General features: G+C 60.7%; 13 protein-coding genes. 10 read left to right on the forward strand and 3 right to left on the reverse strand.

From position 1 onward, the window contains the following. Positions 1-116 precede the first annotated feature (116 nt). The 3 genes from PQR67_RS08315 to PQR67_RS08325 all read left to right on the forward strand — a co-directional run bounded on the left by PQR67_RS08315 (position 117) and on the right by PQR67_RS08325 (position 1798). The gene (locus PQR67_RS08315; protein ID WP_408456923.1) at positions 117-443 is read left to right on the forward strand and encodes a hypothetical protein; all 327 of its coding nucleotides are present in this window, start codon (positions 117-119) and stop codon (positions 441-443) included. 251 nt (positions 444-694) lie between these two features. After that, complete coding sequence (locus PQR67_RS08320; protein WP_408456926.1) at positions 695-1579, forward strand: SDH family Clp fold serine proteinase; 885 nt, start codon at positions 695-697, stop codon at positions 1577-1579. A gap of 9 nt (positions 1580-1588) precedes the next feature. After that, positions 1589-1798 carry a hypothetical protein gene (locus tag PQR67_RS08325; protein ID WP_408456928.1) on the forward strand — a complete coding sequence of 70 codons (210 nt, stop codon included), beginning with the start codon at positions 1589-1591 and terminating at the stop codon, positions 1796-1798. A 425-nt stretch (positions 1799-2223) separates the two neighbouring features. Here the strand turns inward: PQR67_RS08325 and PQR67_RS08330 are convergent, their stop codons facing one another. Next, positions 2224-2481 carry an accessory factor UbiK family protein gene (locus tag PQR67_RS08330; RefSeq protein WP_074285568.1) on the reverse strand — a complete coding sequence of 86 codons (258 nt, stop codon included), beginning with the start codon at positions 2479-2481 and terminating at the stop codon, positions 2224-2226. 399 nt (positions 2482-2880) lie between these two features. Between PQR67_RS08330 and PQR67_RS08335 the strand changes: the two genes are divergently transcribed. From PQR67_RS08335 to ptsP, 7 genes are all read left to right on the forward strand, one after another. After that, complete coding sequence (locus PQR67_RS08335; RefSeq protein WP_006048089.1) at positions 2881-3219, forward strand: P-II family nitrogen regulator; 339 nt, start codon at positions 2881-2883, stop codon at positions 3217-3219. A gap of 43 nt (positions 3220-3262) precedes the next feature. Next, on the forward strand, positions 3263-4771 hold the full coding sequence (locus PQR67_RS08340) for an ammonium transporter (protein ID WP_408456930.1): 1509 nt from the start codon (positions 3263-3265) through the stop codon (positions 4769-4771). Positions 4772-5001: 230 nt separating this feature from the next. Then, complete coding sequence (gshA, locus tag PQR67_RS08345; protein ID WP_408456933.1) at positions 5002-6291, forward strand: glutamate--cysteine ligase; 1290 nt, start codon at positions 5002-5004, stop codon at positions 6289-6291. Positions 6292-6392: 101 nt separating this feature from the next. After that, positions 6393-7349 (forward strand): glutathione synthase, encoded by a 957-nt coding sequence (gene gshB / locus PQR67_RS08350; protein WP_408456936.1) that lies wholly within the window; start codon positions 6393-6395, stop codon positions 7347-7349. 331 nt (positions 7350-7680) lie between these two features. Further along, on the forward strand, positions 7681-8208 hold the full coding sequence (locus PQR67_RS08355) for a PTS sugar transporter subunit IIA (RefSeq protein ID WP_408456939.1): 528 nt from the start codon (positions 7681-7683) through the stop codon (positions 8206-8208). Positions 8209-8313: 105 nt separating this feature from the next. After that, positions 8314-8583, forward strand: coding sequence for an HPr family phosphocarrier protein (locus tag PQR67_RS08360; protein ID WP_408456942.1), 270 nt, complete (start codon positions 8314-8316; stop codon positions 8581-8583). Positions 8584-8887: 304 nt separating this feature from the next. After that, entirely contained in the window at positions 8888-10636 is a 1749-nt protein-coding gene (ptsP, locus tag PQR67_RS08365) for a phosphoenolpyruvate--protein phosphotransferase (RefSeq protein WP_408456944.1), read from the forward strand. A gap of 79 nt (positions 10637-10715) precedes the next feature. On the opposite strand, the gene PQR67_RS08370 is transcribed toward ptsP, so the two are convergent. Both PQR67_RS08370 and PQR67_RS08375 read right to left on the reverse strand, forming a co-directional pair. Then, the gene (locus PQR67_RS08370; protein WP_408456947.1) at positions 10716-11474 is read right to left on the reverse strand and encodes a HesA/MoeB/ThiF family protein; all 759 of its coding nucleotides are present in this window, start codon (positions 11472-11474) and stop codon (positions 10716-10718) included. A gap of 203 nt (positions 11475-11677) precedes the next feature. Further along, complete coding sequence (locus tag PQR67_RS08375) at positions 11678-13264, reverse strand: S41 family peptidase (RefSeq protein WP_408456949.1); 1587 nt, start codon at positions 13262-13264, stop codon at positions 11678-11680. Between the last annotated feature and the right edge of the window lie 16 nt (positions 13265-13280).

Raw genomic sequence — 13280 nt, forward strand, 5'->3', positions numbered from 1 at the left:
AACTCGACGTTATCGCCATTTCTCAGTATTATATTAATAAGGTGTGGGGTTATTGTTGTGTGCGTCGCGTTTTTCGATAATTATGCAAACTCAAACGGTTATTTGAGGAATAAATCATGAAAGGCAAATCGGCGGCGAACGTAATCCCAGCTTTCGCGGACGGAAAAGTCAAGACGGTCGCGTTTGAAGCGCCCGCGTTCGAAACCATCGAGGACTTCGAGGTGGAGTCGGAGGTGTATGGGGACGGCACGACGGTTCGTGTGCTGCTTCGCCGCCAGTTAAATTTTAGGCCCTCGCGATTTGCGCGCGGACCATTCTGGCTCGACCTCACCGTTGGCTCGAAGCACGAGTCGTACTGGAACGTCCCTGAGGAAACTGCACGGGAGGCTGCATGCCGGTTTCTCTTGCGGCATGCAGATGGCGTTGCGCCAGCAATCAACTGATTGGAAGACCTGCTCGCCGCGCGGCGTTCACCGGGTGACATTTTCAACGTCGCCCGACAGAGCTAAGAGGGGATGAACTCGTCCGTTGGGCGTCAAGGGTCGCTGCGCTGCCGTAGGGGCACGGCCTCGTTGACGCCGCCGGCGTAGGCGGTTCAGAGAGGACCGGGGCTCTAAGGTATTTTCCGCTTGCGCCGTTAACCGCAGTAGCGGATACTTCCGCGACCTCGCGAAAACCTCATAAATTCAGACAGATGGCTAACGGGAACGTACGAATCTTCGATGAGACGATTCGCAACCAGTTGCAGGACTACGCTGCCAAGCTGGAGACTGAGCTGGGCGCCGACGTGATGTACTACAGTGGCGAGATTCATCCGGCTCTTCTCGTCCCGTTCCGGCACTTTATTGAGTCGCTGGCGAAAGAGGCCGATAAAAAGGATGCGCTGGCAATCTTTCTGCGAACCGGCGGCGGTAGCGCGCAGATGGTCGAAAAAATGGTGGAAATTACCCGTTTCCACTACAGGAGCGTCTATTTCGTCGTTCCCGATTTCGCGTTCTCAGCCGGTACGATTTGGTGTATGTCAGGCGACAAGATTTTCATGGATTATTCGTCGTCGCTGGGCCCGATTGACCCCCAGGTGCCCGTGAACGGACAGTATGTGCCAGCTTTGGGATACTTGGACCGCTACGAGAAGCTCATTCAGAAGTCTCTCGCCAATACGTTGAGCTCGGCAGAATACGGCATCATCCAGAGCCAGGACCAGGCGATGCTTGCAAGCTACGAGCAGGCGCGCGACCTCTCGGTCAGCCTGCTGAAACAATGGTTGGTCGAATACAAGTTTAAAGATTGGGTGGCCCATCGCACCGACCCTACGAAGAAAGGGCAGCAGGTTACACCTGAGGAAAAGGCCGAAAGAGCGGAGCAGATAGCGAAGCAACTGGGCGACCACAAGCATTGGAATTCCCATGGCCGTATGATTGGCCTAAACACCGTCAAAAACTTGCTTCGCCTCGAAGTCGAAGACTATTCTGGGAACGAGCAGTTGCGAGAATTGGTCAGAGCTTACAACGACCTTTTCACCGATTACTGTCAGCGGCAAAATCTTCAAGTCGCGCTGCATAGCAAAAACATCTTCTGAGGAGCAATCATGAGCATCGCAACCGCAATCGCTGAGGCATTGGAGCGTCCTGAACTGGCCGCCGTGCGTGACGAGGCGCAGCCCATGCAGCGCGTATATGAAGAAATGCAGCGCAATGGCTATGCGCCGAAGCAGGGCTATGCCATCGCCTCGATGGACGAGCTGACTGGCATGCCAGCGGCGAGCGCCGAGAATAAAACCCTATACTCATGGTTGTAGGCTGCTATTTTTCCCGCAAAAACGCCCCGTAAGGGGCGTTTTTGTTTTCGGCGCCCGCGGCTGTTCTGCCGGCTTCTTTCGTGAAGGTTAAGCGCTAGTAAGGTCCTCCCGGTCTATTCCTCACGGTTTCGCACACGGGTGACTTGTGGTCGTTGCTTATATTTCATATGCGGATAGCAAAGGGGGTGCAATTAAGCTCCCACGATGGAAAAAGAGGGTAATCCATTCGCGAGGTGAACCTCGACGGTTACTTCGGGCGCGCGGCCAGAGGCCGGCGCGCGACTGCGCACCACGGCAAGCGACATGTTTTCTCCCGTCGGACGGCGCGCCGAGGCGCGCGCGAGTCCCCTAAAACGCTGATGACGTCACGGCTCGCTTGCCAGTGATGTGCAGCACTGCGCAGCTAAAGCGCTGCGAGCAAAGACTTAGGACGTTTGCGTCGTGACCGGCAGCTTCTGCTCGAGCTCGGCGACGCGGCGCTCCAGCTCTTCCAGGCGCGCACGGGTGCGCACCAGCACCTGGGTCTGCGTATCGAATTCCTCACGCGTGACCAGATCGAGCTTGGAAAAGCCCTGCGACAGCATGGCTTTCACATTGCGTTCGACATCTTTGGCCGGCGAGTTCTTGAACAGCTCGCTCATGCGGGCCTGAAAATCGTTAAAGACATCGTTCGGTTGTTTCATGGTGTTCCCTTTGGTGCACAAAAAATGTGCATGTTTCGTTGCGTCTGTGCTTTGTTACGCCGAATGGGCCGTCTTGGTGCATGACGGATTGGCCGTCGCCGCCGCATGAGCCCGTTTGGTGCGCGCTCCAGCGTTAAAAGCCTTCGAACACTCTAGCAACGATCCATGCGCCACGCCAGCTTGCCCCGCCAATGCTGGCCATCCAGCCAGGGCCGCTTGCGCCCCTATTACGACGGGGCCGGAGGCGAAGTCTGACACAACATGGCACGCGAGTTGCTGTTACTGCCCGGCGCGCACTGTCGGGTGCTTTTTACCGGCAGCGGAACGAGACCACGCGAACGGGTTACAGGTACGCAAACAGGGTTACGCAACGGGTTACGCAACTTAGCGAGGCATTTCATGAAACTCATTACCGCAATCATCAAGCCGTTCAAGCTCGATGAGGCGCGCGAAGCCTTGTCGGCCATCGGCGTCTCGGGCATCACGGTGACGGAAGTCAAAGGCTTCGGTCGTCAGAAGGGCCACACGGAACTCTATCGGGGCGCTGAATACGTCGTCGATTTCCTGCCGAAGGTGAAGATCGAGGCGGCTGTCTCGGACGACATCGTCGACCAGGCGATCGAGGCGCTCGAGCGCGCGGCACGCACCGGCAAGATCGGCGACGGCAAGATTTTCGTCACCCCGATCGAGCAGGTGATTCGGATTCGCACCGGGGAGACCGGCGCGGACGCTCTGTAATACCAAAAGATAGCGACACAGATAGCGACAAGAGGAAACGAAGATGCGCAAATTATTGATGTCCATGCTGATGGCCGGTTCGCTGCTCGCGGGCGGTATCGGCGCCGCCCTCGCGGACGACGCTTCCGCCCCCGCAGCCGCCTCGGCACCGGCTTCCGATACGACGGCGAGCGCGCCGGCGCCGGACGCTTCGGCAGCCCCTGCTGCCGCCGCGGCTTCGGCACCGGCCGCTGATGCGTCCGCCGCACCGGCTGCCAGCGCCGCAGCAGCCGCGCCGGCAGCATCGGACGCAGCGCCTGCCGCACCGACCGCGCCGTTCTCGGTCGATTCGTCGAAGATCAATTCGGGCGACACCGCCTGGATGCTGACCTCCACCGCGCTCGTGCTGTTCATGACGATCCCGGGTCTGGCACTGTTCTACGGCGGCATGGTGCGCAAGAAGAGCGTGCTCGCAATCCTGATGCAGAGCTTTGCGATCACCTGCCTCGTGTCGATCATCTGGGTCGTGGTGGGCTACAGCCTCGCCTTCACGCCGGGTAACTCGTTCATCGGCGGTTTCTCGCGCTTCTTCATGGCGGGTATGAACTACATCAAGGGCGACAAGGCCACGACGCTGACCGTCAGCCACCTCGCGCCGACGATCCCGGAAACGGTCTACGTCGTCTATCAGATGACCTTCGCCATCATTACCCCGGCGCTGATCACGGGCGCGTTTGCCGACCGTATGAAGTTTTCGGCGATGCTGGTGTTCATGACGCTGTGGTCGATCATCGTCTACTCGCCGATCGCGCACATGGTCTGGGAACCGACCGGCTGGCTGGCTAGCGCGGGCATCCTCGACTTCGCGGGCGGCACGGTGGTGCACATCAACGCCGGTATCGCGGCGCTGGTCTGTGCTCTGGTGCTCGGCAAGCGTGTTGGCTACGGCAAGGAAGCGATGGCGCCGCACAACCTGACGCTCACGCTGATCGGTGGCGCCATGCTGTGGGTAGGCTGGTTCGGCTTCAACGCGGGTTCGGCAGTGGCGGCAGACGGCCGTGCCGGTTTCGCGATGTTCGCCACGCAAGTAGCAACCGCAGCAGCAGCACTCGCATGGATGTTCGCCGAATGGGCAACCAAGGGTAAGCCGTCGGTACTCGGTATCGTGTCGGGCGCCGTGGCAGGTCTGGTGGCGATTACGCCGGCTTCGGGCTTCGTCGGTATGACGGGTTCGCTGGTGATCGGCATCGCGGCAGGCGTGATCTGCTTCTGGTCGGCAACGTGGCTCAAGCACAAGCTCGGTTACGACGATTCGCTCGACGCGTTCGGCGTGCACTGCATCGGCGGTATCGTGGGTGCGCTTCTGACCGGCGTGTTCGCGGTCAAGGACATCGGCGGCGCGGACGGCAGCGTGATTCTGCAAGCCAAGGGCGTGCTGACAACGCTGGTCTACAGCGGCGTGGTGAGCTATATCCTGCTGAAGGTCATCGACATGGTGATGGGCATCCGCGTGACGGAAGAGCAGGAACGCGAAGGTCTGGACGTGAGCCTGCACGGCGAACACGTCGAATAAGAATTCCCCTGCAGGCCCCAGGGGCTTGCGGGTCAGCTACAAGCGCAGCGATTTTGGCCCGCCTTTATGGCGGGCTTTTTTATTGCGGCCTATCTTGTAAACAGCAGATTCCCCTGCCTATCATCGCGATAGCGAGAATGCATTCGCATCCGCTTGCGAATGGAGAAACCGTCCCCAAATGGACAAAGCATTTGCTCTACAATCTTTTTTCTCCAGTCTGCGAGTGATCAATGGTTCCGCACCTAGTTACGGCGTTAAACGGCCCGCTGCTCGATCTCGAGCGGAAGATCCTCGACGCTACGCCTGCCATCGAACGCTGGTTCCGGCTCGAATGGCAGGAGCACACGCCGCCGTTCTACTGTTCAGTCGATCTGCGTAACGCAGGGTTCAAGCTCGCGCCGGTCGACACCAATCTGTTTCCCGGCGCATTCAACAATCTGCCGCAGGAAGTGTTGCCGCTCGCCGTGCAGGCCGCGATGGCGTCGATCGAAAAGATCTGCCCGGACGCGAAGAACCTGCTGGTGATTCCGGAGCGCCATACGCGCAACGCGTTTTATCTCGAGAATGTCGCCCGTCTGGCTGCGATCATGCGCCAGGCCGGCTTGAACGTGCGTTTCGGTACGCTCGACGAAAGCATCGTCGGCCCGGTCACGATTGCGCTGTCCGACGGGCAGAAGCTGGTGCTCGAACCGCTCGAACGGTCGCAGCGGCGCCTCGGCCTGAAGAATTTCGACCCGTGCTCGATTCTGCTGAACAATGACCTGTCGGGCGGAATTCCGCCGGTGCTGGAGAATCTGCACGAGCAGTACCTGCTGCCGCCGCTGCACGCCGGCTGGGCCGTGCGCCGCAAATCGACGCACTTCTCCTGTTATGACGATGTCGCGAAGAAGTTCGCGAAGATGGTCGAGATCGATCCGTGGATGATCAACCCGTACTTCGCGCATGTCGAAGGCGTCGATTTCCAGGAGCGCACCGGTGAAGAAGCGCTGGCGGATGCGATCGACGGTGTGCTCAAGAAGATCGCCAAGAAGTATCGCGAGTACGGTATTTCCGAGAAACCGTATGTTGTCATCAAGTCGGATGCGGGCACCTATGGCATGGGCGTGATGACCGTGCACGACGCCTCGGAAGTGGCTGCGCTGACCAAGCGCGAACGCGCCAAGATGGCCGCCACCAAAGACGGCCTCAAAGTGCATGACGTGATCGTGCAGGAAGGCGTGTACACCTTCGAGCGCATCGGCGAGGAAGTCGCCGAACCGGTGGTGTATATGATCGACCGTTACGTGGTGGGCGGCTTCTACCGCGTGCACGGCAGCCGTGAGCGCGATCAGAATCTGAACGCGCCCGGCATGCACTTCGTGCCGCTTGGTTTCGAGCATACTGCGCTGCCGGATGCGCATGCCAAGCCCGGCGCAGCCGTGCCGAACCGCTTCTATATGTACGGCGTGGTGGCGCGGCTCGGCTTGCTGGCCGCATCGGTCGAACTGGAAAAGACCGATCCGGAAGCGATTCAGGTTTAAATCTCGCGAAGCAGACGATGGCGGCGTGCGTGCCGCCATCGTCATTTTCAGCGACTATATTGACGATCAATGCCAAGCCCTAAGGGCGCACCGGAATCCTCATGGACATTCTTTTCATCGCCGATCCGCTAACGCAGTTCAAGATCTACAAAGACTCGACTTACGCGATGATGGCCGAGGCCGCGCGCCGGGGCCATACGCTCTACACCTGCGAGCCGAAGCATCTGGCGTGGGCGGGCGGCGACGTCGAGGCGAACGTGCAGCGCTTTGCGATCGTCGGCGACGTGACGGACCTGCATCGCGACACCTGGTACGCCGCAGAAACAGCCGCACCGCGTTCGCTGAAGGGTTTTAGCGCAGTCGTGATGCGCAAAGACCCGCCGTTCGACATGGAATACGTGACGTCGACCTGGCTGCTGGAAATGGCCGAGCGCGGCGGCGCGCGCGTCTTCAACAAGCCGCAGGCGATTCGAGATCATTCGGAAAAGCTGGCGATTGGCGAGTTCGCGCAGTTCGTGGCGCCCACCTTGGTGACGCGCGACGCCGCCCGTTTGCGCGCTTTCCATGAAGAACATGGCGACGTGATCCTGAAGCCGCTCGACGGCATGGGCGGCATGGGCGTGTTTCGTGTGAAGGCCGACGGGATGAATCTCGGCTCGATCATCGAGATGCTGAGCCACGACGGCGCGCGCTCGGTGATGGCGCAAAAGTTCATCCCCGAGATCAAGGAAGGCGACAAGCGCATTCTGCTGATCGGCGGCGAAGCGGTGCCGTTCTCGCTCGCGCGGATTCCTCAGGGTAATGAAGTACGCGGCAATCTGGCGGCCGGCGGACTGGGTGTGGCGCGACCGCTCACCGAGCACGACCGCAAGATCGCCGATACGCTCGCGCCGGTGTTGGCCGCGCGCGGTCTGTTGCTGGTTGGGCTGGATGCGATCGGGGACTGGCTCACCGAGGTGAACGTCACGAGCCCGACGTGTTTCCGCGAGATCATGGATCAGACCGGCTTCGACGTCGCCGCGATGTTCATCGACGCCCTGGAGCGCGCGGCAGCTTGAGGCGAAGCCCTTGAATGGCCGCCATGGCCCCCAAACTATGTAGTAAATCCGCATCAAGCGAAACGTCGGCTTTGGCGCGAAAATGAGCCTGCTACAATGCCCGCTCTCCCGCGCCAAGCTGAATCGAGGGCGTCTGCGAGGCGCTGCCGGCATGGATTGCGGACTGTAGGCGAGTTGTTTTCCGCCAACGCCGTCGCAGCATCAGGCGAGGCGGGCCGCTCGTCAGACAATGCGTTCCGGCTCTCACGACCCACGGCCGGTCGAGGGCGCTTACGAACCGGGCTTTGTCCCGGTCCACGGTTCGGGGCCGATCTTTTGCAGTAAGGCTGACATGGCAGGCATTCTGATCATTGCGCACGCTCCGTTCGCCACCGCGTTGCGCGATTGTATTTCGCACATTTACGGTGGCTTGCCGGCACGTATCGGCGTGATCGACGTATCGCCGGATTGCGATCCCGTACAGCAGGTTGCGTTCGCGCATTCGGAGATCGAGCGGCTCAAGGAAGAAAACGGCGCGCTCGTGCTCACCGATATGTTTGGCGCCACACCGGCGAATATCGCCGGGCGGCTCGCTTCAATGCCGAACGTGCGTGTGTTGTGCGGCGTCAATCTGCCGATGCTGGTGCGCGCGGTCTGTTATCGCGCGACGCCGCTCGACACGCTCGTCGACAAGGCGCTCGCCGGGGCCACAAAGGGTGTGCACGCGATCGGGCCCGCTACGCCGGCGCCGGTTGCGCCTCCCGCGGGATCTGGCGACTGCTTGCCGGCTTTGCCGCCCGCAGCCGCTGCCGCAGACTGTTTGCCCGCCTTGCCGCCCGAGGCTGACCTGACTCAGAAAGCCGGCTCGACCGGTTTGTAAGCGGATCGCACGGTTTTCAACAATTGCGATCGGGCGCGGCCCGTTCGCAGCTGGTTTGCAGTTTCACCTTTCACTTCAACATTCACCCGCGCTTCGGACCATCACATGCTGCAACAGGAAACGACTATTGTGAACAAACTGGGGCTGCACGCGCGCGCGTCGGCCAAGTTGACGCAACTCGCGGGCAACTACCAGGCGGAAATCTGGATGAGCCGTAATGGCCGCCGTATCAACGCCAAGAGCATCATGGGTGTGATGATGCTGGCCGCGGGTATAGGCAGCACGGTGCTGATCGAAACGGAAGGCACCGACGAGACAGAAGCAATGAGCGCATTGTTAAAACTGATTGCCGATAAATTTGGCGAAGGTCAGTGAATTCACGCGTTCTCCTTGCCTGAAGCAAAATGCCGCGACTGTCCGCGGCATTTTTTTTAACGCGAGACAATTGGCACCTGAGCAGCGCGAAGGCGCATGAGCCGATTACGCTGGCGGCACGTGGCCAGCGTTGCCGGAATGCAAGACCAATGAAGGCGCATTGTCGTGGCCGGTTACGGCATTTCGTGCTGCGCTGCACACAGCCTGAACGTACTTGAAAAGGGCGCGGAATTTATAATGACAATGCGAGTCTGAGAGCATTGCAGCGGTTTGCCGCGGCATCACACAACTAGAGGAGGTGCGCGTGTCATTCACGCTGCATGGAATTCCCGTGTCACGCGGTATCGCCATCGGGCGGGCTTACCTGATCGCCCCGGCTGCACTTGACGTAGACCACTATTTGATCGAACCCGCTCAGATCGAGGGCGAGATCGAGCGTTTTCGCGCGGGCCAACAACAGGTGCATGAAGAGCTCGACGCGTTGCGTGCCGATCTTGCCGCAGATGCGCCAAGTGAAATGGGCGCGTTCATCAACGTTCATTCAATGATCCTGAACGATGCGATGCTCGTGCAGGAAACCATCGACCTGATCCGTACGCGCCGCTACAACGTCGAGTGGGCGCTGACTGAACAACTCGAGCGCCTGTCGCGCCATTTCGACGATATCGAAGACGAATACCTGCGTGAGCGCAAAGCCGACATCGAACAGGTGGTGGAGCGTGTGCTGAAGGCGCTCGCCGGTGCGTCGGGAGCGCTGGTGGGCGGCGTGCACGGTACGTGCGACGAGATGATCGTGGTCGCGCACGACATCGCGCCGGCCGACATGATGCAATTCAAAACGCAAACGTTTCAGGGTTTTGTCACCGATCTCGGCGGACGGACGTCGCATACGGCGATCGTCGCGCGCAGCCTCGGCATTCCGGCTGCGGTCGGCGTACAGCATGCAAGCGCGCTGATCCGGCAGGACGACCTGATCATTGTCGACGGCGATCATGGCATCGTGATCGTGGATCCCGCGCCGATCGTGCTGGAAGAGTACTCATATCGTCAGAGCGAGAAGGCGCTCGAGCAGCGCAAGCTGCAACGGCTGAAGTTTTCGCCTACGCAGACGCTGTGCGGCACCCGCATCGAACTGTGCGCGAACATCGAACTGCCGGAAGACGCGCGCGCCGCGGTCGATTCGGGCGCGACCGGTGTGGGCCTGTTCCGCACTGAGTTCCTGTTCATGAATCACAAGCACCATTTACCGGAAGAAGAGGAGCAGTTTGCTGCCTACCGTCGCGCGGTCGAGTTGATGAATGGCTTGCCGGTGACGATCCGTACGATCGACGTCGGCGCTGACAAGCCGCTCGATTCGATGGCCGGTGGCGACAGTTACGAAACCGCACCGAACCCCGCCTTGGGGCTCAGGGCGATTCGCTGGAGCCTCTCCGAGCCGCAAATGTTCCTGACGCAACTGCGCGCCATTCTCCGCGCATCGGCGTTCGGCAAGGTGAAGATCCTGATTCCGATGCTCGCGCACGCGCAGGAGATCGATCAGACGCTCGATCTGATTCGCGAAGCCAAGCGGCAGCTTGACGATGCCGGTATCGCCTACGATCCGAACGTGCAGGTTGGCGCGATGATCGAGATTCCGGCTGCCGCGATTGCGTTGCCGTTGTTTCTCAAGCGGCTCGATTTTCTGTCGATTGGCACGAACGATCTGATCCAGTACACGCTGGCGATCGATCGCGCGGATAACTCGGTCGCGCATCTGTACGACCCGCTGCACCCGGCGGTGCTGCATCTGATCGCCTTCACGCTGCGCGAGGCGAAGCGGGCGGGCGTGCCGGTGTCGGTGTGCGGCGAGATGGCGGGCGATCCGGCGTTGACGCGTCTGTTGCTCGGCATGGGGCTCACCGAGTTTTCGATGCATCCGAGCCAGTTGCTGGTGGTCAAGCAGGAGGTTCTGCGCTCGCATCTGAAGACGCTGGAGAAGCCGGTGGCCGACGTGCTGGCTTCGTTCGAACCGGAAGAAGTGCAGGCGGCGCTCAAGCGTGTGGTGCTGGCTTGAAGCTGAGAAATGCTTAGGTTCAAACGGAAAACGCCGCACATGTGCGGCGTTTTTCATTTGGCGTCGAGCTTGGATCCAGTCAGGCCTGATGCTGTTGCCCACAGACCGGGCAATCCGGCTGGCGCGCGATGCGCATCGTGTTCCATTCCATTCGCAGCGAATCGAGCATCGTGAGGCGGCCCACCAGCGGCGTGCCGATTTCACCGATCACTTTCAGCGCTTCGGCGGCTTGCATCGAACCGATGATGCCGACCGTGGGCGCGAACACGCCCATGGTCGAGCACGCAACTTCCTCGAAAGGCTGATCCTCGGGAAACACGCAGGCGTAGCAGGGTGATGCTTCGTCGCGGAAATCGAAGGTGCTGATCTGGCCGTCGAAGCGCAACGCCGCACCCGACACGAGCGGCACGCCATGTTTCACGCACGCCCGGTTGATCGCATGGCGGGTCGCGAAGTTATCGGTGCAATCGAGCACGACGGTGGCGTGCGGCACCTCGCGATCGAGCCATGCATCGTCGACACGTTCGGCGACCGCATTCACCACCACCTCGGGATTGATCTGGGCGATCGCGTCGCGCCCGGAGTCCACCTTCTTGCGCCCGACCGACGCGCTCACGTGCAGAATCTGCCGCTGCAGATTCGTCAGGTCGACCGTATCGGCATCGACCAGCGTTAAGCGGCCGACGCCCGCCGCCGCCAGATACATCGCTGCGGGCGAACCTAGCCCGCCCGCGCCGATGACGATCGCGTGCGCGTCGAGAAAGCGCTGCTGCGCCTCGATGCCGATTTCGTCGACGAGGATGTGGCGGGAATAGCGGAGGAGTTGATCGTCATTCATGGCGGGGCGCGTGGAGTGTCGCGCAATGAAATGCGGGCCCGGTGGCCTGCCATGCGCGGTTTCGTTATTTTAATCGCGCGAGGGAGCGGGGGTTCGTGCTGGGGCCGGGTATTGAGTCCTGGATATTGCAAGACGCACGCCGGCGTCTACTGCGACGTGCCTTCGCAGCCGGACAAGCTGCGAAGGCACGCTGGGTTTGCTGCTTAGTTGCTTTGCGTGGCAGGCGTCGAGGCCGGGACCGGGGTTGCTGCGCCCGGCACCGGTTGCGTCGGCTTCACCGCGACCGGCGCGGACGCCGACGTTGCCGGCTTGTTCTGCGCCAGACGCCGCTCGGTCAGCGACTTCGATTCCTGCACCGGCTTGCCTTCCAGCTTGTTCAGCGCCTGCGTCAGCATGAAGTCGTCGGTCGAACCGAACTCGACCGGCTTGCGCTCACGATCCTTTTGACGCTGTTCCGGCGTCTTCTTGTCGTTTTGCTCTTCAAGCTGGCGCAGTTGATCCATGCGCTCCTGTTCGCGCTGATCGGCTTCCTTCTTCTCGTTCGGATCCTGCGTGTTCGCAAGGTGGTTCGAGTAGTCGACTTCGCGGGTCACCAGCGCGTCGTCCGGATCGCCTTCTGCGTATTGGTCGACCGCGATGTCAGGACGGATGCCCTTGTTCTGGATCGAACGGCCGCTCGGCGTGTAGTAGTACGCCGTGGTCAGACGCAGGGCCGTATCGGCCGTCATCGGACGGACGGTTTGCACCGAGCCCTTGCCGAAAGTGGTCTTGCCGACGATCAGCGCACGATGCTGATCCTGCAGCGCGCCGGCGACAATTTCCGAAGCCGACGCCGAGTAGGCGTTGGTCAGTACGATCATCGGCACAGTCTTGAAGATCGGCGCTTCGTCTTTCAGCGGATCGCTGTCGAAGGACTGAAGGCGATAGTTATCGTACGTATCGCGATAGACCTGCTTCGAATCCGGGATCTGACCGTTGGTGGACACCACAACCGAATTTGCCGGCAGGAACGCGCCGGCAACGCCGACGGCGCTTTGCAGCAGACCGCCGCCGTTATTGCGCAGGTCGAGCACGAGACCCTTCAGGTTCGGCTGTTGACGCGCGATGTCTTGCAGCTTGGCGGCCAGATCAGGCGTGGTGCGTTCCTGGAAGCTGGTGACGCGGATATACGCATAGCCCGGTGCCAGGATCTTCATCTTGACCGACTGGACCTTGATGATCGCGCGCGTGACCGTGAGCGGGAACGTACGGTCGTCGGTCTTGCGGAAGATGGTCAGCGTGACCTTGGTGCCCGGATCGCCACGCATCTGCTTGACGGCCTGATCGAGCGTCATGCCGCGCACGGGTTTGTCGTTGATGCGGGTGATCAGGTCGCCCGGACGGATGCCGGCGCGAAATGCAGGCGTGTCTTCAATCGGCGAGATCACCTTGATCAGGCCGTCTTCAGACGAAATTTCGATGCCGAGACCCGCGAAGCGACCCTTGGTCTGCTCCTGCAGTTCTTCGTAATCGGTTTTGTCGAGATACGACGAGTGCGGGTCGAGGCTCGACACCATGCCCTTGATCGCGGCGGTGAGGAGTTTCTTATCGTCGACCGGTTCGACGTACTCATGCTTGATTTGCCCGAAGACTTCGGCAAAGAGCCTGAGCTGGTCCAGCGGCAACGGCGCGACGGCGCTCGAGGCGGCGCTGGCGGGTTGCTGGGCCGAGGCGGAGAGTTGCAGGGTGGCGAATACGCCGGTTGCAAGGCCCGCGGCAATCAGGCCGATATTTTTCAGGTTCTTTCGCATAGAGTCTGTTGCGGTC

The sequence above is a fragment of the Paraburkholderia fungorum genome, assembly GCF_046026025.1.
GTDB classification, from domain to species: Bacteria; Pseudomonadota; Gammaproteobacteria; order Burkholderiales; family Burkholderiaceae; genus Paraburkholderia; species Paraburkholderia fungorum_E.